21 protein-coding genes are annotated in these 22,055 nt (G+C 64.4%); 14 read left to right on the top strand and 7 right to left on the bottom strand.

Features of this window, described 5'->3' with window-relative positions:
- Positions 1 to 96: 96 nt before the first annotated feature.
- Positions 97 to 516: a polyribonucleotide nucleotidyltransferase gene (locus AC2CGW_RS18980; protein WP_186669286.1), complete on the top strand. Its 420-nt coding sequence runs from the start codon at positions 97 to 99 to the stop codon at positions 514 to 516.
- Between the two features lie 25 nt (positions 517 to 541).
- A complete protein-coding gene (locus AC2CGW_RS18975) occupies positions 542 to 1,411 on the top strand; it encodes a cation diffusion facilitator family transporter (RefSeq protein ID WP_484574435.1) in 870 nt (289 codons plus the stop codon).
- Positions 1,412 to 1,454: 43 nt separating this feature from the next.
- On the opposite strand, the gene AC2CGW_RS18970 is transcribed toward AC2CGW_RS18975, so the two are convergent.
- Complete coding sequence (locus tag AC2CGW_RS18970; RefSeq protein WP_186669282.1) at positions 1,455 to 2,294, bottom strand: DUF6515 family protein; 840 nt, start codon at positions 2,292 to 2,294, stop codon at positions 1,455 to 1,457.
- A 404-nt stretch (positions 2,295 to 2,698) separates the two neighbouring features.
- Between AC2CGW_RS18970 and AC2CGW_RS18965 the strand changes: the two genes are divergently transcribed.
- Entirely contained in the window at positions 2,699 to 3,175 is a 477-nt protein-coding gene (locus AC2CGW_RS18965; protein WP_016712159.1) for an Lrp/AsnC family transcriptional regulator, read from the top strand.
- 53 nt (positions 3,176 to 3,228) lie between these two features.
- Positions 3,229 to 3,432, top strand: a complete 204-nt coding sequence (locus AC2CGW_RS18960; RefSeq protein WP_013974331.1) for a DUF2788 domain-containing protein — start codon at positions 3,229 to 3,231, stop codon at positions 3,430 to 3,432.
- A 7-nt stretch (positions 3,433 to 3,439) separates the two neighbouring features.
- Here AC2CGW_RS18960 and AC2CGW_RS18955 read toward each other — a convergent pair whose 3' ends face one another.
- The 4 genes from AC2CGW_RS18955 to AC2CGW_RS18940 form a co-directional block, all read right to left on the bottom strand.
- Complete coding sequence (locus tag AC2CGW_RS18955; RefSeq protein ID WP_238343329.1) at positions 3,440 to 4,069, bottom strand: pseudouridine synthase; 630 nt, start codon at positions 4,067 to 4,069, stop codon at positions 3,440 to 3,442.
- Positions 4,070 to 4,075: 6 nt separating this feature from the next.
- On the bottom strand, positions 4,076 to 5,578 hold the full coding sequence (gene amn, locus AC2CGW_RS18950) for an AMP nucleosidase (protein ID WP_186669281.1): 1,503 nt from the start codon (positions 5,576 to 5,578) through the stop codon (positions 4,076 to 4,078).
- Between the two features lie 135 nt (positions 5,579 to 5,713).
- Positions 5,714 to 7,357 carry an acyl-CoA dehydrogenase family protein gene (locus tag AC2CGW_RS18945; RefSeq protein WP_186669280.1) on the bottom strand — a complete coding sequence of 548 codons (1,644 nt, stop codon included), beginning with the start codon at positions 7,355 to 7,357 and terminating at the stop codon, positions 5,714 to 5,716.
- A gap of 95 nt (positions 7,358 to 7,452) precedes the next feature.
- Positions 7,453 to 9,444 carry a sensor histidine kinase gene (locus AC2CGW_RS18940; protein ID WP_484574434.1) on the bottom strand — a complete coding sequence of 664 codons (1,992 nt, stop codon included), beginning with the start codon at positions 9,442 to 9,444 and terminating at the stop codon, positions 7,453 to 7,455.
- A gap of 264 nt (positions 9,445 to 9,708) precedes the next feature.
- On the opposite strand from AC2CGW_RS18940, the gene AC2CGW_RS18935 reads away from it, so the two are divergent.
- The 8 genes from AC2CGW_RS18935 to lnt all read left to right on the top strand — a co-directional run bounded on the left by AC2CGW_RS18935 (position 9,709) and on the right by lnt (position 17,219).
- Positions 9,709 to 10,506 carry a hydroxymethylpyrimidine/phosphomethylpyrimidine kinase gene (locus tag AC2CGW_RS18935; protein WP_484574433.1) on the top strand — a complete coding sequence of 266 codons (798 nt, stop codon included), beginning with the start codon at positions 9,709 to 9,711 and terminating at the stop codon, positions 10,504 to 10,506.
- A 14-nt stretch (positions 10,507 to 10,520) separates the two neighbouring features.
- On the top strand, positions 10,521 to 11,144 hold the full coding sequence (thiE, locus tag AC2CGW_RS18930) for a thiamine phosphate synthase (protein ID WP_186669277.1): 624 nt from the start codon (positions 10,521 to 10,523) through the stop codon (positions 11,142 to 11,144).
- Positions 11,145 to 11,161: 17 nt separating this feature from the next.
- Complete coding sequence (gene hemL, locus AC2CGW_RS18925; RefSeq protein ID WP_411383719.1) at positions 11,162 to 12,445, top strand: glutamate-1-semialdehyde 2,1-aminomutase; 1,284 nt, start codon at positions 11,162 to 11,164, stop codon at positions 12,443 to 12,445.
- A gap of 231 nt (positions 12,446 to 12,676) precedes the next feature.
- Entirely contained in the window at positions 12,677 to 13,228 is a 552-nt protein-coding gene (locus AC2CGW_RS18920; protein WP_186710536.1) for a tetratricopeptide repeat protein, read from the top strand.
- A 131-nt stretch (positions 13,229 to 13,359) separates the two neighbouring features.
- Positions 13,360 to 14,358, top strand: a complete 999-nt coding sequence (locus tag AC2CGW_RS18915) for a PhoH family protein (RefSeq protein WP_063542619.1) — start codon at positions 13,360 to 13,362, stop codon at positions 14,356 to 14,358.
- Positions 14,351 to 14,824 (top strand): rRNA maturation RNase YbeY, encoded by a 474-nt coding sequence (gene ybeY / locus AC2CGW_RS18910; protein ID WP_484574432.1) that lies wholly within the window; start codon positions 14,351 to 14,353, stop codon positions 14,822 to 14,824. The genes AC2CGW_RS18915 and ybeY overlap by 8 nt, the downstream gene beginning before the upstream one ends.
- A 29-nt stretch (positions 14,825 to 14,853) precedes the next feature.
- A complete protein-coding gene (locus AC2CGW_RS18905) occupies positions 14,854 to 15,693 on the top strand; it encodes a CorC family transporter (protein WP_186669271.1) in 840 nt (279 codons plus the stop codon).
- An 8-nt stretch (positions 15,694 to 15,701) separates the two neighbouring features.
- Complete coding sequence (gene lnt / locus AC2CGW_RS18900) at positions 15,702 to 17,219, top strand: apolipoprotein N-acyltransferase (RefSeq protein ID WP_186669269.1); 1,518 nt, start codon at positions 15,702 to 15,704, stop codon at positions 17,217 to 17,219.
- Positions 17,220 to 17,321: 102 nt separating this feature from the next.
- Here lnt and AC2CGW_RS18895 read toward each other — a convergent pair whose 3' ends face one another.
- Positions 17,322 to 18,083: a YdcF family protein gene (locus AC2CGW_RS18895; RefSeq protein WP_186669268.1), complete on the bottom strand. Its 762-nt coding sequence runs from the start codon at positions 18,081 to 18,083 to the stop codon at positions 17,322 to 17,324.
- 130 nt (positions 18,084 to 18,213) lie between these two features.
- Positions 18,214 to 18,528, bottom strand: a complete 315-nt coding sequence (locus tag AC2CGW_RS18890) for a hypothetical protein (RefSeq protein ID WP_054892821.1) — start codon at positions 18,526 to 18,528, stop codon at positions 18,214 to 18,216.
- Positions 18,529 to 18,766: 238 nt separating this feature from the next.
- Between AC2CGW_RS18890 and leuS the strand changes: the two genes are divergently transcribed.
- On the top strand, positions 18,767 to 21,373 hold the full coding sequence (leuS, locus tag AC2CGW_RS18885; protein WP_484574431.1) for a leucine--tRNA ligase: 2,607 nt from the start codon (positions 18,767 to 18,769) through the stop codon (positions 21,371 to 21,373).
- 60 nt (positions 21,374 to 21,433) lie between these two features.
- Positions 21,434 to 22,039 carry an LPS-assembly lipoprotein LptE gene (locus tag AC2CGW_RS18880; protein WP_484574430.1) on the top strand — a complete coding sequence of 202 codons (606 nt, stop codon included), beginning with the start codon at positions 21,434 to 21,436 and terminating at the stop codon, positions 22,037 to 22,039.
- Positions 22,040 to 22,055 lie beyond the last annotated feature (16 nt).

Raw genomic sequence — 22,055 nt, 5'->3', positions numbered from 1 at the left:
TATAACGGCGAACCGAGGCCGCTTCGTCATGGTCTGAGCATCAGGTGCAGGCGTTTTTTGCCCGACCTCCTGCAGTCATCTTTTCCGGAGATTCAAATGCGCATCCATTCCCGCGTCATCGGCGGCGCCCTCATCGCCGCCCTGCTGACCCAGCTGACGGCCTGCGGCACCCTTTTCTATCCCGATCGCCGTGGCCAGATCGAAGGCAAGATCGACCCGGTGGTCGCCGCCATGGACGCGATCGGCATCCTCTTCTACGTCATCCCTGGCCTGATCGCCTTCGGCGTCGACTTCGCCACGGGCGCCATCTACTACCCTGGCGGCAAGACCGCCCAGGTCGACCCGGCCAAGCTCAAGCCTGCGGTCGGTACCGATGGCAAGATCGACAACCTCAAGCTGCAGGCTATCCTCGAAAGCGAACTGGGCCAGCGCCTGCCGCTGAACGATCCTCGGCTGATCCAGCATCGTGGCAGCGTTGAGCAACTGGCCGCCTTCGGCCTGGTCCCGGCCGCCTGACCGACACCGGAACGACACGCCACGCATGACTGCCACCGCCGAACATCTACGCCTGCTGCGCCTGGCCACCCGTGCTTCGCTGACGGTGGCTGGCATTCTCGTGCTGGCCAAGGCCGTGGCCTGGTGGCTGAGCGGCTCGGTGAGCCTGCTCGCAGGCCTGACCGATTCGGCGCTCGACGCCGTCGCCTCCTTCCTCAACCTGCTGGCGGTGCATTACGCCTTGCGCCCGGCCGACGACGATCACCGTTTCGGCCACGGCAAGGCCGAGGCCCTGGCCGGTATGGCCCAGGCGCTGTTCATCGCGGTCAGTGCGGTATTGATCGGTTTCCAGGCGGTGGAGCGCCTGCAGACGCCGCAGCCGCTGGGCGACACGGGCGCGGGCATTGCGGTGATGCTGCTGTCGCTGGTGTTGACCGTCGCGCTGCTGGCGTTCCAACGCAAGGTCATCCGCATCACCGGCTCCACTGCCGTGCGTGCCGACTCGCTGCATTATCGCTCCGACCTGCTGCTCAACGGCAGCATCCTGCTCGCCCTGCTGCTGGCCGGCTTTGGCTGGCCACAACTGGATGCCCTGTTCGGCTTGGGGATTGCGCTGTACATCCTCTGGAGCGCCCTGCAGATTGCCCGTGAGAGCACCTCGATCCTGATGGACCAGGAGCTGCCCGCCGACATCGGCGCACGCATGCAGGAACTGGCCCTGGCCATTCCCGGCGTCAAGGGCGTGCACGACCTGCGTACCCGGGTGTCAGGCAGCCATTGGTTCGTCCAGTTGCACCTGGAACTGCCCGGCGCACTGCCGCTGCATGACGCCCATGCCCTGTGCGTGAAGGCGTCGGAAGAGATCCGCCAGCGTTATCCGCGCGCGGATGTCATGGTCCACGCCGACCCTGTCTAGCGGCAGGAGCAGATTTGCTCTGCTCCCCAAGCCGCGCGCCCCCTCAGTTGACGCTGTACCCCCGACCACTCAGACACGCCGCCAGCGAACGGCGGTAGCCGTTGGCCACATTGGCCGGTGGCGCATAGGTGGCCGTGGCCGGATCGAACCCGGACTGGCTGACGGCCCAGCGATGGCACTGGTAGCGATCCTGCTCCTGCTGCTCGGGGCCCTGTCCGTTCGCCGGGTAGGCGACCACGTCATAACCATTGTCCGGTTGGGGCTGGGGTTGCGGTGCATATGCAGGGGCGGACGGATTGACCACCACGTACTCCTGGCTGTCGGGCTGATACTGGTAGTAGGTATCGGCCACCAGGAAGTACAGCAATCCGCTCAACCACACTTCCTGGGCATAGGGAGGCAGGTAGTTGACCCGCACGCCGTAGGGCGGGCGCACCACGATGTAGCCGCCACTGTGCGGGCGATACCAGTAGCCGCCTGAATAGAAATAGTCCTGCCCGCGGTAAGGCACTTTCCAGTAACGGTCCGGGAAACGGTCGGTGGTGTAGCCAGGGCGATATTGCGGCCCCGGTCCCCAGCCGTTGCCATGGCCGTCAGGCCGACCCCGCCAATCACCGCCAGGGCGCTGGCCCGGGCCGCCGGCTTCCCAGTGGCGGTTGTCGCCGTTGCGGCGCGGAATATCCTGATAGTAGCCCTGGCGCGGAGGTTGGGTCTGGCGCACTTCGTCACGGGAGTTGAGCGGCGAACTGCCCTGGCCTGGGCCATTGGACTCCTGCTGGCCACCCCAGCCACGTCCGTCGTCCGGCCCCTGGGCCAGCGCCCCGAGGCTGATGCCCATGCCCAGCAACCCAACACCCGCCCACTGCCAGATGCGTGACCTCATGCTCGTCCTCTCGATAACCACAGCGCTTGATGGCAGCAGTCTAACCTGAGGCGGGGGCAGGCAGATGAAATCCCCCAGGTACACGGGCAATAAAAAAGGGAGGCCGTTGGGCCTCCCTTTGGGAATTGTCGTCCGTGCTCGACGCTTGTGGCGTCGGCTCACCTCACAGTGTCTTCTGGACGCTGTGCAGCCCGGGGGCCAGGTGATCCGGTTGGATGGCTGGCCGCGACCGCCTGCCTAGGGCGCGTCGCCGTGGACTTGAGTCCGGGCAGTGATTCTGTTGATAAAGATAGAGGAATGGGTGCGGCAGAGGATTGCGAAGATTGCTCTGATAAATAGCACTTGCGCAATTTTTCACTCAGGATTGATAATTCGCCGCAATCCGAACAGAAAAGGCATTCTTGATGAGCAAGCTCGACCGCTATGACCTGAGCATTCTTGCCGAATTGCAGCGCGATGCACGTATCTCCAACCAGGAACTGGCCGAACGCATCGGCCTGTCCCCCTCGCCCTGCTCACGGCGGGTCAAGCAGCTCGAAGACGACGGCTATATCTCGCGCCAGGTGGCCCTGCTGGACCGCAAGAAGCTCGGCCTGAGCCTCACCGCCTACGTACTGATCGGCATGGACCGCCACACCCCCGAACGTTTCGAAACCTTCGAAGCCGCCATCCGCAACCTGCCCCAGGTGCTCGAGTGCAGCCTGGTCACCGGTATGGACGCCGACTACCAGCTCAAGGTGGTGGTACCGGACATGGACCACTATCAGAAATTACTACTGGGCAGCCTGACCCGCATCGAAGGCGTCACCAGCGTGCGCTCGAGCTTCGTGCTCAACCAGGTACTGGCCAGTACCGAGATGCCATTGACCCACCTCCGTTGAACCCTGCCAGGCCCGGCGTATGATCGGGCCTTCAAACCGCCTGGAGCTTGAAGATGGATCCTGCCGTATTCGAAGAATGGATGATGATCATCCTGGTCACCGTGCTGATCGGGTTCATGGGCTTCATCGTCTGGGACCTGGCGAAAAAGTCCAAGGCCGGGCGCTTCGGCACGCTGATCCTGTTCTTCGTGCTGGGGCTTGGGGTGCTGGCCTTCATAATCAAGAGCGTGGTGGTGGGGTTTCTCGAAGGGGTGTAGCGCAACCCTACAGCCGTGCCGGCACCTCGCGCCAGCAGCCCTGCTCCAGTCCATCGAGGGTCCAGCTACCGATCCTGACCCGCACCAGACGCAAGGTCGGCAACCCCACTGCCGCCGTCATCCGCCGCACCTGGCGGTTGCGCCCTTCGCGGATCACCAGCTCCAACCACTGCGTGGGAATGCTCTTGCGAAAGCGTACCGGTGGGTTGCGCGGCCACAGTGCAGGCTCATCGAGCAGGCGCGCCTCGGCTGGCAAGGTCTTGCCATCGTTGAGTTCGACGCCCTCACGCAATTGCCGCAACTGCTCCTCGCTCGGATCCCCCTCCACCTGCACCCAATAGGTCTTGGGCAATTTGTGCTTCGGGTCGGCGATGCGCGCCTGCAAACCGCCGTCATTGGTCAGCAGCAACAGGCCCTCGCTGTCGCGGTCCAGACGCCCGGCGGGGTAGATACCCGGGATATCGATGAAGTCCTTGAGTGTGGCGCGCCCCTGGTCGTCGCTGAACTGGGTCAGTACATCGAAGGGTTTGTTGAACAGAATCAGGCGCGGCTCGGCCGGCGGCGCCTTGGGCGGGCGACGCGGACCGACAGGACGCGCCGCCGGGCGACGCGGTTTGGAGCGGGGTGGCAAGGGCATGGATCCTCAGCGGAACGGCGGCTCATCGAAGCTGCGCAGTTTACGCGAGTGCAGCGAGTTGAGCTCGGTGCGCAGCAGATCGAGGGCAGCGATGCCGATCTTCAGGTGCTGGCTGACCGCACGGTTGTAGAAGGCGTTCGCCGAGCCCGGCAGCTTGATCTCGCTGTGCAGCGGCTTGTCGGAAACGCACAGCAGGGTGCCGTAGGGCACTCGCAGGCGATAACCCTGTGCGGCGATGGTGCCGCTCTCCATGTCTACCGCCACGGCGCGCGACAGGTTGATCAGCGGGCGCTCCTGGGCCCAGCGCAGCTCCCAGTTGCGGTCGTCATAGGTGAGCACGGTGCCGGTACGCAGGCGCTTCTTCAGTTGCTCGCCGCGCTCGCCGGTCACCTGCGCCGCCGCTTCCTGCAGCGCCAACTGCACCTCGGCCAGGGCCGGGATCGGGATGTTCGGCGGCACCACGCGATCGAGGATGCCGTCGCGACGCATGTAGGCGTGAGCCAGCACGTAGTCGCCGATGGTCTGCGACTGACGCAGGCCGCCACAGTGGCCGATCATCAGCCAGCAGTGCGGACGCAGCACGGCCAGGTGGTCGGTGATGTTCTTGGCGTTGGACGGGCCGACACCGATGTTGACCAGGGTGATGCCATCGCCGTCGGCGGCGATCAGATGGTAGGCCGGCATCTGGTAGCGGTGCCAGACCACGCCGGCCACCAGAGCCTGGGCCTCGCCGTTATCCATGCCCTTCTCGATCACGACATTGCCCGGCAGCACCATGCGCACGAAACGCGGGTCCTGGCGCAACTGCTCGAGGCCGTGGGCGATGAACTGGTCGACATAACGGTGGTAGTTGGTCAGCAGGATCCACGGCTGCATGTGGCGCCAGTCACTGCCGGTGTAATGCACCAGGCGGCGCAGCGAGAAGTCCACACGGGCGGCGTCGAACAGCGCCAGCGGCAGCGTGTCGGCGCTTTCCCAGTCGTACAGGCCATCGGCAATGTTGTCGGTGGCGGCAGACAGGTCGGTGCTGGGGAACACCCGCGCCAGCTGCGCGGCGGTGATGCCGCTGCCGGCCAGTTCGTCGCCCTGGTCGACCACGTAGGGATACGGGATGTTCTGCTCGCTGACACCTACTTCCACCGTCACGGTGTAGTCGTTCATCAGCGGGCGTAGCTGCTCCAGCAAATAACCGCGGAAGGCGGCCGGCTGGGTAACGGTGACGCTGTAGGTCCCGGCGACCTGCACCTTGGCATAGGCACGCGTGGTAGCGGCGACTTCGCCCTGGCTGAAGTAGGTGAGGCGTAACGCCGGATAGCGGAACTGGGCGCGCTGGCCTTCGTCCGGTTCGGTGCGGTCCTTGAGGTAACGCTTGAGGGCCTGGCTGAGGGCCCCGGTGGCCTGTTCATGCAGGGCCGCCAGACGATCGACGGCCTGTTCGGGGGTATCAACGACTACAAACGCTTGGCTCACGCTGGGCTTCCTGTCTTCGAGGGCATGCAGGGTTTCCATCTTGCCTGCCTTCGGCGCTAAAAACATCCCCGGTGGTCTCTTCGTGGGTAAACCCACTCCCACACGTTCACCGCTGGTTTCAAATACAGCGCAATACCTGTGGGAGCGAGTTTACCCGCGAAGGGGCCAACGCGATCAAAGCGGCGTGGCCCGCGCCACCAGGGCCTGGGCATCGACGCCTCGCGGCAACGCGCCATACACCCGACCGCCAGTGCCCAGGCGACTGCCGATAAACGCATCGCTCACTGCGGCGTTGCCCGCCTCGAGCAGCAGCTTGGCCTGAATCGCCACGGCGATGTCCTCGGTCAACTGGCGTGCCCGGTACTGAATGTCGCTGGTGTCGGCAAAGGCGCCCTTGAGATTGCCGATGTGCGCGGCCAGCCGAGGATCGCCATGGCCATCCCCCAGCTCGACGAACAGGGCGTCGAGCACGCCCGGCTCCTTGGACAGCGCGCGCAGCACGTCAAGGCACTGCACATTGCCCGAGCCCTCCCAGGTGGAGTTGACCGGCGCCTCGCGGTACAGCCGCGGGAGGATGCTGTCCTCTACATAACCCGCGCCGCCCATGCATTCAGCGGCTTCGTTGATCATCGCCGGGGCACGTTTGCAGATCCAGTACTTGCCCACCGCCGTGACCAGCCGCGCGAAATGCGCCTGCTGCGGATCGTCGAGCTGATCCAGCGCCTGGCCCATGCGCAGGCTCAGGGCCAGCGCTGCTTCGCTTTCCAGGGCCAGGTCGGCGAGCACGTTCTGCATCAGGGGCTGCTCGCTGAGCAGCTTGCCGCCGACCTTGCGGTGCGCGCAGTGATGGGTGGCCTGGGTCAGGGCCTGACGCATCAAGGCACTGGAGCCGACCATGCAGTCGAAGCGGGTCATGGCCACCATCTCGATAATGGTCGGCACGCCGCGGCCCTCCTCGCCAATCATCCAGGCCAGGGCACCCCGGAACTCGACCTCGCTGGAGGCGTTCGAGACGTTGCCCAGTTTGTTCTTCAAGCGCTGGATGTAGAACTGGTTGCGCTGGTCGTCCGGTCGATGACGCGGCAGCAGGAAGCAACTCAAGCCTTTTTCGGTCTGCGCCAAGGTCAGGAAGGCATCGCACATCGGCGCCGAACAGAACCACTTGTGTCCCACCAGCTCGTAGGCCTGCCCCGGCCCGGGCGTGCCGACCGGATAAGCACGGGTGGTGTTGGCACGCACGTCGGTGCCGCCCTGCTTCTCGGTCATGGCCATGCCGATGGTCACCCCGGCCTTGTGCCGGTCACCGATGTTGCGTGGGTCGTATTCACGCGCCAGCACCTTGGGCAGCCAGTATTCGGCCAGCTCCGGCTGCAGGCGCAATGCCGGTACGGCGGCAAAGGTCATGGTCAAGGGGCAGCCTGTGCCGGCCTCGGCCTGGCTGTGCAGGTAGGTCATCGAGGCTCGGGCCACATGGGCACCGGCTCGCGGCTCGGACCAGGGCAGCGAGGGCAGGCCATGCTCGACCGCAGTACGCATCAGCTCGTGGTAGGCCGGATGGAAGGTCACCAGGTCGATGCGATGCCCATAGCGGTCGTGGCTGCTGAATTCGGGCTTGTGGGCATTGGCCAGGAACCCTGCTGCCATCAGCGGCCCACCCGCCAATGCACCATAGGCATCGATCCGTGCCTCGGCCCACCCTGCACCGAAACGCTTGGACCACTCCTGCAGCGGTACATCGAGGCGGTACAGGTTGGCACCGTCGAGCGGCGGCGGTTGGTTGGTGACTTCGTGGGTTTCGGCGTACTGGTGCAGGTTCATGGCGGCTCCTGGATCCGAAGTGGCCTGGAAGGTCCAGTGAAGCACTCATTACCCTTGAGTCAAAGTGGCAAAAGCGCCGATTCTGGCGACCCGACCTACAGCGTGCGAGGTCCGGAAGCGATCTGCCCGGCAGGGACCTGCACCTGGGCCACGGCCACCGTCATCACCAGTTCGAAGCGACTGCCCAGGCCACGCGTCGACTCATGGGACAGGCGCGCGCCGATGAGCTCGCCCAACTGACGACAGATCGACAAACCGATCCCCAGGCCGCCATAGCGCCGGGTCATGGAGCCATCGACCTGGAAGAAACGCTGGTACAGGATCGCCTGGTCCAGGTCGTCGAAGCCGATGCCGCTGTCGCTGACCGTCACACTCAACGCCAGGCTGTCGGGCCCGATCAAGCGGCCACGAACCTGGATCATCACACCGCCCTGATGGGTGAATTTCAGCCCGTTGTCCACCAGGCAGGCCAGGCAGCGGGCAAGTTTCTGCGCATCGCACACCAGGCTGTCGGGCAGGTCCGCAGGCACGTCCAGGCTCAGGTACAAGCCCTTGCCCAGTGCCTGCCCGGCATACCCTGCCCGCAGCTCCTGCAACAGTCGCCGAAGGCTGAACGGTGCGCCGTGGGCGCGCAGACGGCCCGCCTGGAGTTCGGTGAGGATCAGGATGTCGTCGACCATCGCCATCATGTCCTGTGCCGAGCCCACGGCCGTGCGGTGGTATTGCGCCTGCTCGGCGCCCATGGGCAGGGTCTGCATCAGTTCCAGCGAACCGATCACGCCGTTCATCGGTGTGCGCAACTCGTGGGTGACGGTGGCGAGGAATTCATCCTTGAGCCGATTGCTGCGCGCCAGTTGCTGATTGAGCTGCTCCAGTTTTCGGCCGCTGTCACGCAGCGCCCGCGACTGCTCTTCGCGCAGGCTGTTGATGCGATCGGCCAGGGCCAGCGACAGCAACGCCACCTCCAGTGCCGCGCCGAGCTGGCTGGCGTACATGGTCAGGAACACATTGGGCAGGTAACCCAGCACCATTAGCGTGTTGACCAACCCGCCGAGCAGAAACGCCGTCCAGGCGATGACGAACCAGCGCGCAACGCGCACGCCGCGCCGCCAGGCCATCACACCGGCAGCGAACACAGTCACCGTGAAGGCCAGCGCCAGCGCCGTAGCCATGCGCAGCGCCACGCCATAGGACAGGCTGACGGCCAGCAGCATCACCAGCACACCCCCGGCCATCAACAGCAACAACAACCGATCAAACCCCGGGCTGAGGCGACGCACCTGCAGGAAGTGGCGGGTGAACTGGCAACCGAACAGGCCGGCCGCACCGATGAACAACGGCGTGGCGGCGTTGGTCCACCAGGGGTTTTCAGGCCAGAAGTAAGCGACCCCGGCACCGTTGACCGAGATCTGATACAGCCCGAACGCACCTATATAAAGGATGTAGTAGAGATAGCTGACATCGCGCACGCTCAGATAGATGAACAGGTTGTAGACCAGCATCACCAGCAGTACGCCGTAGATCATGCCCAGTATGTAGAAGCGCCCCGGCTGCGACTCGATGTAGGCCTCGGCCGACCAGAGGGTCAGCGGCGCCTGCACCGATCCCTGGCTGTGCAGGCGCAGGTAGACCGTGGTGGTCTGCTCGCGGGGCAACGGCAGTTCGAACAGGTAGTTGTTCTGCTGGATCTGCCGACTGGCGTAGGGTAAAGCGTCGCCAGTGCTTTGCGTCAGGCGCCACTTGCCCTCGCCGTCAGGCAGATAGAGCTCCAGATGATCCAGCGGCGGGTACGCCAGTTCCAGCAACCATTGGCGGGGCGCCGCTGCCGGCAGACCGACAGGGCGCAGGTCGAGCTTCAGCCAGAACACCGACGTCGAATAACCGGCATTGAGCACGTCGTGGGTATGCGTACGAAAGCGCGATGCGAACGCTGGCGCGCTGACCTGGTCGATGCTGGTGCTGCCATCCACGTCTTCGTAGACCTGCATCAGCTTGCCCAAGGGGAGTTGCCGGGTAGCATCGTCGAAATCGACCGCTCCGGCGAGCAGGGGCAGGCAGCCCAAGAGCACAATCAGCAAATAGCGCATACAGCCCCAGCATGGTCTGCGCGGTTGTGTCGTGATTGCCTCCCATCCCTTTGAGACGACGAAACCCGGCAGCGCCGTTAATCGAGTTATCCGAGCACTCTAGCATAGCCTTCGGAGCCGTCCAGCAGCCACTGCCAATTTCAAAGAAAGCCCTCTAGAACGGACATTTCAGGCAACGCCAAACGTACAACCTGACCATTTGGTCAGCAAAATTGCCGCACTCGCCGATTCGCGCAAAGGGGTTTGGTGGTAAGCTCGCCGACCATGAATACCTACAGCTCCCGCCCCGTTGTCCTCTGTCTCTCCGGCCACGACCCCAGTGGCGGTGCCGGCCTGCAGGCAGATATCGAAGCCCTGATCGCCCAAGGCTGTCACGCCGCCCCTGCCGTGACCGCCCTGACCGTTCAGGATACCGTCAACGTTTCCGACTTCCGCGTACTCGACCGCGAGTGGGTGCTGGCCCAGGCCAATGCCGTGCTGGCCGACTCCACCGTGGCAGCGGTGAAGCTGGGCATGCTCGGCTCGATCGAGATGGTCGACACCGTCGCCGAACTCCTCGCCGCGCATCCGCACCTGCCGCTGGTCTGCGACCCGGTGCTGCGTGCCGGTGGTGGCGGCCGCCTGGGCAAGGACGAGGTCGGCTACGCCCTGCGCGAGCGTCTGCTGCCGCGGGCTACCATCGCCACGCCCAACCTGCCCGAGGCACGCATCCTTGCCGAACTGCCGAACGGCAGTGCCGACCAATGCGCAGAGAAACTTCTGCCGTTCTGCGAGCATCTTCTGATTACCGGCGGCCATGGCGACGAGGTGGAAATCCACAACCGCCTGTACAGCCGCAGCGGCCAGCAACACACCTGGACCTGCCAGCGCCTGCCCGGCAGCTACCATGGTTCAGGCTGCACGCTGGCCAGCGCCCTGGCCGGCCGGCTGGCGCTGGGCGAGCAGCTCGAAAGCGCCGTGCGCAGTGCCCTGGACTACACCTGGCGCACGCTGCGCGACGCCGAGCAACTGGGCAAGGGCCAGTACGTGCCACGCCGCCTGCCCCTGGACTTCTGCTCCTGATACGAGGCCATCACATGAAGCTACGCGGCCTGTACGCGATCACCGACAGCCAGCTGCTCGCCGGCCGTTTCCTCTCCCATGTCGAGGCAGCGCTCGAAGGCGGTGTCTGCCTGCTGCAGTACCGCGACAAGGGTGACGATGCGGCGCGACGCCTGCGCGAGGCCGAAGCGCTGATGCAACTCTGCGAACGCTACGGCACCCAGTTGATCATCAACGATGACGCCGAGCTGGCCGCGCGCCTGGGCGTCGGCGTGCACCTGGGGCAGACCGACGGCCCACTCACGCCGGCCCGTGCCCTGCTCGGGCGCAAAGCCATCATTGGCTCAACCTGCCATGCCAGCCTCGACCTGGCCGCACAGGCCGCCAGCGAAGGCGCAAGCTACGTGGCCTTCGGCCGCTTCTTCAATTCCCTGACCAAGCCCGGCGCCCCGGCCGCCAACCTCGACCTGATCGAGCAGGCCCGCGCCCAGGTCAAGCTGCCGATCGCGGTGATCGGTGGCATCACCCTCGACAACGCCGCCCCGCTGGTCGCCCATGGCGCCGACCTGCTGGCGGTGATCCACGGCCTGTTCGGTGCCGACAGCGCGCAGGAAGTCACCCGCCGCGCCCGCGCCTTCAACGCCCTGTTCGCTTCCTGATTTCGAGAGAAGATCCCATGTCCCGTTCCGAAACCCTGTTCGCCCAAGCCCAGAAGCACATCCCCGGCGGCGTCAACTCGCCCGTGCGCGCCTTCAAGAGCGTCGGCGGCACACCGCTGTTCTTCAAGCATGCCGAAGGCGCCTATGTGGTAGATGAAGACGACAAGCGCTACGTCGACTATGTCGGCTCCTGGGGGCCGATGATCCTCGGCCACGGCCATCCGGACGTGCTGGACGCGGTGCGCCGCCAACTGGAGCACGGCCTGTCGTACGGCGCACCGACCGCCATGGAAACCGAGATGGCCGACCTGGTCTGCTCGATCGTGCCGTCGATGGAGATGGTGCGCATGGTCAGCTCGGGCACCGAAGCCACCATGAGCGCCATTCGCCTGGCCCGTGGCTACACGGGTCGCGACGCGATCATCAAGTTCGAAGGCTGCTACCACGGCCACTCCGACAGCCTGCTGGTCAAGGCCGGTTCCGGTCTGCTCACCCAGGGCGTACCGAGCTCGGCGGGCGTGCCGGCCGACTTCGCCAAGCACACCCTGACCCTGCCGTTCAACGACATCGCAGCCGTCGAGAAGACCCTCGCCGATGTTGGTCAGACAGTGGCCTGCATCATCGTCGAGCCGGTGGCCGGAAACATGAACTGCGTACCGCCGGCGCCCGGCTTCCTCGAAGGCCTGCGCACACTGTGCGACAAGCATGGTGTGGTGCTGATCTTCGATGAAGTGATGACCGGTTTCCGCGTATCGCTGGGCGGCGCCCAGGGCTACTACGGCATCACCCCGGACCTGTCGACCTTCGGCAAGATCGTTGGCGGCGGCATGCCGGTCGGCTGCTTCGGCGGCAAGCGCGAGATCATGGGCTGCATCGCCCCGCTCGGCCCGGTCTACCAGGCCGGCACCCTGTCGGGCAACCCACTGGCCATGGCCGCCGGCCTGACCACCCTCAAGCTGATCAGCCGCCCGGGCTTCCACGACGAACTGAGCGCCTTCACCAGCCGTATGCTCGACGGCCTGCAGCAGCGCGCCGATGCAGCCGGCGTACCGTTCGTCACCACCCAGGCGGGCGCGATGTTCGGCTTGTACTTCACCGGCGCCGACGACATCGTCACCTTCGACGATGTGATGGCCAGCGACGCGGAGCGCTTCAAGCGTTTCTTCCACCTGATGCTCGAGGGCGGTGTGTACCTGGCACCGAGTGCGTTCGAAGCGGGCTTCACCTCCATCGCCCATGGCGAGAAAGAGCTGCAGATCACCCTGGATGCGGCCGAGCAGGCATTTGCCAAGCTGAAGTGACCAGCTGATGGCCTCATCGCGGGACAAGCCCACCCCCACTGCTACCGTCTGTGCGGGCAGGGTTGTACCCCGATGAGGCTGCTTCAGAGCAAAACGTGAGCCCCATCACAAGTCGCACAAATACCCCTCGATGCAGAATTTCGAGTAAAACTTTGTAAGGTTGGCGCTGCTTATCCCATAATGTGCCACCAGAGACATTGGCCGCAGCTTTGCAGAGGTAAGTCGATCCCCATGAACCGCACCGGCCGCGCCCTCATCTTGGGCTGCCTGTTGCTTCTTCAGCCCTTGCTGGCCCTGGCGGAGGGCGGTAACTCGTTGCTGATTCCAGCGACGGGCCGCTGCACTCTCAACGCCCAGCCGCAAGACCTGGAGAACGCACTGAAAGCCTGCGCGCAAAGTGCGGAATCCGGCGATGCCCAGGCGCAGTACGAACTGGGCGAGTTCTACTACACCGGCAACCAGGCCCCCAAGGACCTGAACAAGGCACTGAACTGGTTCGAAAAAGCCTCGCTGCAGGGCCACGCCCAGGCCCAGTACCGTCTGGGCGGCATGTTCTTCCACGGCGAAGGGGTCAAGGCCAACAACGTCCAGGCCTACATCCTGCTGAAGATCGCTGCGGTCAACGGCGCCGAAGACGCCCTGGACATGGCCGACGAAGTCACCGAGCAGATGCCCCGCGACGAACTCGAGCATGCCACGCAAGTGCTCGGACAGATCTTCCGCAAGTACCTGCTGGAGCTGCAAAGCGCCGAAGGGCGCACGCCGTTCTCGCCGCTGCCCTGATCCGATCACCCAACCGTCAAATTTTGCTGGCAGACTGTCAGTCTTGCCCTTGATCGTTTCAGATCTTTCGCCACTGTCGCTCAAGGGTTATTCTTGAGTTCATATCTTTCGTCGAGCGCCTTGAACCGACCTTGAACGCACCCATACAACCCCATCGCTTCACCCTCGAACCTTTCGAGGCCCACCGTTTCGCCAACTTGTGTGGCCAGTTCGACGAGCACCTGCGCCTGATCGAACAACGCCTGGCCATCGAGATCCGCAACCGCGGCAATCAGTTCGAACTGATCGGCGAACCCAAGACCACCTCCGCTGCCGAACAGCTGCTGCGCCGTCTCTACCGCGAGACCAAGGCCACCGACCTGTCGCCGGAAACGGTCCACCTCTATCTCCAGGAGTCGGCGGTCGAGAACATCGACAACCCCGCCGTCAACGAAGTCAGCGTCTCGCTGCGCACGCGCAAGGGCAACATCCGCCCGCGCGGGGCCAACCAGCAGCGCTACGTCAAGGAAATCCTGGCCAACGACATCAACTTCGGCATCGGCCCGGCCGGCACCGGCAAGACGTACCTGGCCGTGGCCTGTGCCGTCGATGCGCTGGAGCGCGAACAGGTGCGCCGCATCCTGCTGGTGCGCCCGGCGGTCGAAGCTGGCGAGAAGCTCGGCTTCCTGCCCGGTGACCTGGCCCAGAAGATCGACCCCTACCTGCGCCCGCTGTACGACGCACTCTACGAGATGCTCGGTTTCGAGCACGTGGCCAAGCTGATCGAGCGCCAGGTAATCGAGATCGCCCCGCTGGCCTACATGCGCGGCCGCACGCTGAACAACAGCTTCATCATTCTCGATGAAAGCCAGAACACTACCCTCGAGCAGATGAAGATGTTCCTCACCCGCATCGGCTTCGGCTCGACCGCGGTAATCACCGGCGACATCACCCAGGTCGACCTGCCTCGCGGCACCAAGTCGGGCCTGGCCCACGTGATCGAAGTACTCAGGGACGTCCCGGGCATCAGCTTCACCCACTTCCAGCCCAAGGACGTGGTACGCCATCCGCTGGTGCAGCGCATCGTCGAAGCCTACGATCGCTTCGAAGCCCGTCAGGCCAAGCCCGAGGCGCCCGCCAAAGATGCTTGAACTCGATCTGCAACGGGCCACCGACAGTACGGCCCCGGACGACGCGGCATTCCGCCGCTGGTGCGAACTGGCATTGCGCCAGCGCAGCGCCGACTCGGAAATGACCATCCGCCTGGTCGACGAGGCCGAGGGCCGCGAGCTGAACAACACCTACCGGCACAAGGACTACGCGACAAACGTGTTGTCCTTCCCTGCTGACGTGCCCGACGATCTGCTGGATATTCCGCTGCTGGGCGACCTGGTCATCTGCGTGCCGGTGGTCGAGCGCGAAGCCAACGAACAAGGCAAGGCGCTGGAAGCACACTGGGCGCACCTGGTCATTCACGGCTGCCTGCACCTGCTGGGCTACGACCACATCGACGACGATGAGGCCGAGGAAATGGAAGCCCTGGAACGCGAATTGCTGGCCGAACTGGGTCACCCCGACCCGTACGCCGATGACGACACCGATTCAATCAACCCTTGATCACTGCAAAGGAACACGAGTAAACCGCCATGAGCGAAGATCGATCGAGCAACGGGCAGAAGTCCTGGCTGGGTAAACTGACCCAGGCTTTTGCCCATGAGCCGAAAAACCGCCAGGAGCTCCTCGAGCTGCTGCGCGAAGCCCATCAGAACAAGCTGCTCGACAGCGAAGCTTTGACCATCGTCGAAGGTGCCATCCAGGTCGCTGACTTGCAGGTGCGCGACATCATGGTCCCGCGCTCGCAGATGATCAGCATCAAGGCCAGCCAGTCGCCACGCGAATTCCTGCCGGCGGTGATCGACGCCGCGCACTCGCGCTACCCGGTGATCGGTGAAAGCCATGACGATGTGCTCGGGATCCTGCTGGCCAAGGATCTGCTGCCGCTGATCCTCAAGGAGAACGGCGACAGCTTCAACATCAAGGACTTGCTGCGCCCGGCCACCTTCGTGCCGGAGTCCAAGCGCCTGAATGTGCTGTTGCGCGAGTTCCGCGCCAACCACAATCACATGGCCGTCGTCATCGACGAATACGGCGGCGTCGCGGGCCTGGTGACCATCGAGGACGTGCTCGAGCAGATCGTCGGCGACATCGAAGACGAGCACGACGTCGAGGAAGACAGCTATATCAAGCCACTGCCCAGCGGCGACTTCCTGGTAAAAGCGCTGACACCGATCGAGAACTTCAACGAGTTCTTCGACAGCGAGTTCTCCGACGATGAGTTCGACACTGTCGGCGGCCTGGTCATGAGCGCCTTTGGCCACCTGCCCAAGCGCAACGAGACCACCGAAATCGGCGCCTATCGCTTCCGCATTCTCAATGCCGACAGCCGCCGGATACACCTGCTGCGCCTGACCCCGATCACTCGCTAAGGACGAACATGCGCTGGATCACCCGCCCCGGCTGGCCCGGTAACCTGCTGGCCATGGTGGCCGGCGCCTCCACCTCCCTGGCCCTGGCGCCCTTCGACATCTGGCCGATCGCCCTGCTGGCGATCATGCTGTTCTACCTCGGCCTGCGCGAGCTCAGCCCGCGCCAGGCATTGGGTCGCGGCTGGTGCTATGGGTTCGGCCTGTATGGCGCCGGCACCAGCTGGATCTACGTCAGCATCAACACCTACGGCGGGGCTTCGCCCTTGCTGGCGACCCTGCTGCTGGTGGCCTTCTTCGCCGCCATCGCCTGGTTCTTCGCCCTGCCCGCCTGGCTTTGGGCACGCTGGCTGCGGCGTAACGAGGCGCCGCTGGCCGATGCCCTGTGCTTCGCTGCCCTGTGGCTGTTGCAGGAGGCCTTCCGCGGCTGGTTCCTGACCGGTTTCCCCTGGCTCTATGCCGGCTACAGCCAGCTCGACGGTCCGCTGGCGGGGCTTGCGCCGCTGGGGGGTGTCTGGCTGATTTCCTTCGCCCTGGCGCTGTCTGCCGCACTGCTGTGCAACCTGCACCGTTTGCGGGCACGCCCGGCCTTCCTCGCCGTGGGCGCACTGCTGCTGGTCGCCCCCTGGGGCATCGGCCTGAGCCTCAAGGACCACGCCTGGACCCAACCGGCCGGCGAGCCACTGAAAGTGGCCGCGGTGCAGGGCAACGTCGAGCAGGATCTGAAATGGGATCCGGCCCACGTCAACGCGCAACTGGCGCTGTACCGCGACATGAGCCTGAGCTCCAAGCCGGTCGACCTGCTGGTCTGGCCCGAGACCGCGGTACCGGTGCTCAAGGACCAGGCCCAGGGCTACATCGACATGATGGGCAGCTTCGCTTCTGACCGTCATTCGGCGCTGATCACCGGGGTGCCGATCCGCGAAGTGGTGCACCACCAGCGCCGCTACTACAACGGCATCACCGTGACCGGCGAAGGCGACGGCACCTACCTCAAGCAGAAGCTGGTGCCATTTGGCGAATACGTTCCGCTGCAGGACGTGCTGCGCGGGCTGATCGAGTTCTTCAACCTGCCGATGTCGGACTTCGCCCGCGGGCCGGAAGACCAGCCGCTGCTACAGGCCAAGGGCTATCAGATAGCGCCGTACATCTGCTACGAAGTGGTCTACCCGGAATTCGCCGCAGGACTGGCAGCGCAGAGCGATCTGCTGCTGACCATCAGCAACGACACCTGGTTCGGCACCTCGATCGGCCCGTTGCAGCACCTGCAGATGGCACAGATGCGCGCGCTCGAGGCGGGGCGCTGGATGATCCGCGCCACCAACAATGGCGTAACGGCCCTGATCGACCCGTTCGGCAGGATTACCACCCAGATTCCGCAGTTCCAGAAGGCGATTCTGTATGGTGATGTGGTGCCGATGCAGCAGCTCACGCCCTACCTGCAATGGCGCTCGTGGCCATTGGCGATCGTCTGCGCGCTGCTGATGGGCTGGGCGCTGCTGGCGGGGCGGATCGCCAGGGCCCTGTAGAGGGGCTTTTTCGCGGGCAAGCCCGCTCCTGCAGGGTCTTCAGGACTCAGTGCCTGCGGGGGCGGGCTTGCCCTGGAAGAGGCGGGCACAGCGTTCGCCACATCAATAGAACAGTCGATATCCCAGCAGCCCCACCGCCTCGTTGAGCAACTGCCCGCTCTGCCAGATCGCCCGGCTTTCCGGCAGCAAGCCGGCAAACGGTCGCGCATGATCGCCCCCCAGAAACCCCACTGGCGCCGGCACCACCTCGAAGCCCACCTGCTCGAAGCTCCAGCGTGAGCGCTGCATGTGCCAGGCCTGAGTCACCACCACCACGCGGCGCAACCCCAACGGCTGCAGAACATCGGCGCTGAAACGGGCGTTTTCCCAAGTCGTGCGGCTGGCCTCTTCCTTCCAGGCTACCTCCACCCCGAAGTCAGCCTTGAGCCGATCGGCCATCAATTGTGCCTCGCTCGGCGGCATGCCGTAGTGCAGGCCACCCGTGGTCAGCACCGGCAAGCCCGAAGCCTTGGACAACTGTGCCGCATAGCGCATGCGCTCCAGCGCCGTGCCGGTGGGCTGGTCCTGCCCACCCCAGGCCGGATCGCCGCGCTCCCGGCCTGCACCGAGAATCACGATGGCATCGGCACGCGCGGCCAAACCGGCCCACTCATCCAGCCCCAGGGCCGCCTCTGTTTCCAATGCCCGTGCCGACTCCTGCACCACCAGCGGCAGGCTCATCAGCCACAAGCCACCCAGCCCGATGACAAAGCACAACCCAGCCAGGCGCGGGCGGCGCTTGCGCAGCCACCAGGCCGCCAGCAGCAACAGGAACAGCAAGCCCGGTGGCATAAGCCACTGCTTGATGAAAAAACGAATCGGCATGCGCGCACCTCCATGGAAGAGGTGCAGCCTAAGAGGATCGACGCCGGGCAACAAGTGCGCGACCGGCGTCGATCAGAGTGGTTAATCGAAGAAGCGTCACGAAACGACGTGGGCCTGGTGTCCTGAACGGCTATCGGGAAGGTTGCGTTCTGGATCTGTCCATTGCAGCGGGGCGCTGCCGGTCCTTGAGCCAGACGATCTTGCCCTTGCCGGACTCCGGCTGAGGGTAGGCGCCGGCACTGGCGAAACGGCTCTCAGGAAGCGTGTCCAGATAAGCCTTGATCACCTGGAACTCCGCAGGGCTCAGGCCGCGCAGCTCCAATTCTGCTGGCATTTCGTCGCGCAGTCGCACCGAGGTTCTGGCCACTTCAAGTGCCAGGCCCAGTCGGTCGATCAGGCGTTCGTATAGCTCCGGTTTGATTGCGGTTAGCTGCGACTCTCCCATCCGTTCACCTCATTGAAGGTAAGAATATCCCCCCCACAGATGAGCTTAGCGGCACTGAAAAAAGCAGCCGCCTGCCGCGACAAACGGCCCGCACGGCGCCAATCGCATTCTGGGTTTCCCACGACGCGCGACGCTCATGTATGCTAGGCCGTTCACTCTCATCGACACCGGAGTGCCGGACGCAGCGAGGTTGCGCTGCCTGGAAACAAGGTCTCTTTCACTTTCAGCAAAAGTAGCCATGCACGAACAATACCAGCCCCGTGATTTAGAAGCCGCCGCCCAGAAGTTCTGGGACGAGCAACAATCGTTCGCTGTCACCGAACAGCAAGGCAAGGATACGTACTATTGCCTATCGATGTTCCCGTACCCGAGCGGCAAGCTACACATGGGCCACGTGCGCAACTACACCATCGGCGACGTCATTGCCCGCTACCAGCGCATGCTGGGCAAGAATGTCCTGCAGCCGATGGGTTGGGATGCCTTCGGCATGCCGGCGGAAAACGCGGCGATGAAGAACAACGTCGCCCCGGCCAAGTGGACCTACGAGAACATCGAATACATGAAGACCCAGCTCAAGAGCCTGGGTCTGGCCTTCGACTGGTCGCGTGAAGTCACCACCTGCAAGCCGGACTACTACCGGTGGGAGCAGTGGCTGTTCACCCGCCTGTTCGAAAAAGGCGTGATCTACCGCAAGAACGGGACCGTGAACTGGGACCCGGCCGACCAGACCGTGCTGGCCAACGAGCAGGTCATCGACGGCCGCGGCTGGCGTTCGGGCGCGCTGATCGAGAAGCGCGAAATCCCGATGTACTACTTCCGCATCACCGACTACGCCGACGAGCTGCTGGAAAGCCTCGACGAGCTGCCGGGCTGGCCCGAGCAGGTCAAGACCATGCAGCGCAACTGGATCGGCAAGTCGCGCGGCATGGAAGTGCAGTTCCCCTACGACCAGGCGAGCATCGGTCACGAGGGCACGCTGAAGGTCTTCACCACTCGCCCCGACACCCTGATGGGCGCCACCTACGTCGCCGTCGCCGCCGAGCACCCGCTGGCCACCCAGGCCGCCCAGGGCAACCCGGCGCTGCAAGCATTCATCGACGAATGCAAGAGCGGCAGCGTGGCCGAGGCCGACATGGCCACGCAAGAGAAGAAAGGCATGGCCACCTCGCTGCTGGTCGAGCATCCGCTCACCGGCGAGAAACTGCCGGTCTGGGTCGCCAACTACGTGCTGATGCACTACGGCGATGGCGCGGTAATGGCTGTTCCGGCCCATGACGAGCGCGATTTCGAGTTCGCCCACAAGTACAACTTGCCGGTCAAGGCTGTGGTGCGCACCAGCGCGGGCGATGAAGTCGGCAGCGAGTGGCTGGCCGCCTATGGCGAGCACGGCCAACTGATCAACTCCGGCGAGTTCGACGGCCTGGACTTCGCCGGCGCCTTCGACGCCATCGAAGCCGCGCTGATCCGCAAGGACCTCGGCAAGTCGCGCACCCAGTTCCGCCTGCGCGACTGGGGCATCAGCCGCCAGCGCTACTGGGGCTGCCCGATCCCGATCATCCATTGCCCGTCCTGCGGCGACGTGCCGGTGCCGGAAGACCAGCTCCCGGTCGTGCTGCCGGAGAACGTGGTGCCGGACGGCGCCGGTTCGCCACTGGCGCGCATGCCCGAGTTCTATGAGTGCACCTGCCCGAAATGCGGCACTGCGGCCAAGCGCGAAACCGACACCATGGACACCTTCGTCGAATCGTCCTGGTACTTCGCCCGCTACGCCTCGCCCAACTACGAGGGTGGTCTGGTCGATCCGAAAGCGGCCAACCACTGGCTGCCGGTCGATCAGTACATCGGCGGTATCGAGCACGCCATCCTGCACCTGTTGTACGCACGCTTCTTCCACAAGCTGATGCGCGACGAAGGCCTGGTCACCTCGAACGAGCCGTTCAAGAACCTGCTGACCCAAGGCATGGTCGTCGCCGAAACCTACTACCGCATCGCCAGCAACGGCGGTCGTGACTGGTTCAACCCGGCCGATGTCGAGGTCGAGCGTGATGCCAAGGCCAAGATCATCGGCGCACGCCTGAAGACCGACGGCCTGCCGGTGGAAATCGGCGGCACCGAGAAGATGTCGAAGTCGAAGAACAACGGCGTCGACCCACAAGCCATGATCGACGCCTACGGCGCCGACACCTGCCGTCTGTTCATGATGTTCGCCTCGCCGCCCGACATGAGCCTGGAATGGTCCGACTCCGGTGTCGAAGGCGCGAGCCGCTTCCTGCGCCGTGTCTGGCGCCTGGCCCAGGGCCATGTTGCCCAGGGCCTGCCAGGCAAGCTGGACATCGCCGCCCTGGACGACGCGCAGAAGGTCATCCGCCGAGGCATCCACGCTGCAATCAAGCAAGCCAGCACCGATGTGGGTCAGTTCCACAAGTTCAACACCGCCATCGCCCAGGTGATGACCCTGATGAACGTACTGGAAAAAGCTCCGCAAGCCAGCGAACAGGATCGTGCCCTGCTGCAGGAAGGCCTGGAGGCCGTCACCCTGCTGCTGGCACCGATCACCCCGCACCTCTCTCACGCGCTGTGGAAGGAACTGGGCCACACCCAGGCGGTGATCGACGCTGGCTGGCCGGCCGTCGACGAAAGCGCGCTGGTACAAGACACCATCACCCTGGTAGTGCAGGTCAACGGCAAGCTGCGTGGCCAGGTCGAAATGCCTGCCGCCGCCAGCCGCGAGGAAATCGAAGCCGCCGCCCGCAGCAACGACAATGTCCTGCGCTTCATCGATGGCCTGACCATCCGCAAGGTCATCGTGGTACCGGGCAAGCTGGTCAATATCGTCGCCAACTGATGGCAACGCCCGCCCCTTAGACACGGGGCGGGCGGAACAGGCCCACAAGGGAGCAACAACATGATCAAACGCAATCTGCTGGTATTAGGCCTGGCCGTCGTGCTCAGCGCCTGCGGTTTCCAGCTGCGCGGTACCGGCACCAACGAGATCGCCCTCAAGGAACTGGATCTGAGCGCGCGTAATGCCTATGGCGAGACCGTCACCCAACTGCGCCAGACTCTGCAGAACAGTGGCGTCAAGGTTCAGGCCGGCGCGCCCTACAAGCTGGTACTGACCAACGAGCAGGACAGCCAGCGCGCGGCGACCTACTCCGGCGGCAGCCGCTCTGCTGAATACGAGCTGACTACCGTGCTGAACTACGAAGTTCAGGGGCAGAACGATGCGGTACTGCTCACAGACAAGCTGGAAGTACGCAAGATCTATGTCTACGACGGCAACAACATCACCGGCTCCACCCAGGAAGCCACTCAGGTTCGCCAGGAAATGCGTCGTGACCTGGTCCAGAGCATGATGGTCCGCCTGCAGCAGCTGACCCCGGAGCACCTGGCGCACCTTCAGCGCAAGGCTGACGAACGCGCCCGCGCCGAAGCCGAAGCCCTGAAAGAGGCCCAGCGCATCCAGGACAACACGCCCCAGCAATCGCCGCTTGAAGTCCCGGCCCATTGAGCCTGAACGGGGCACC

The organism is Pseudomonas sp. SYWMCR5, assembly GCF_057197165.1.
The sequence above is the reverse complement of the archived record's forward strand: the minus strand, read 5'-3'. Positions and strand labels throughout refer to the sequence as shown.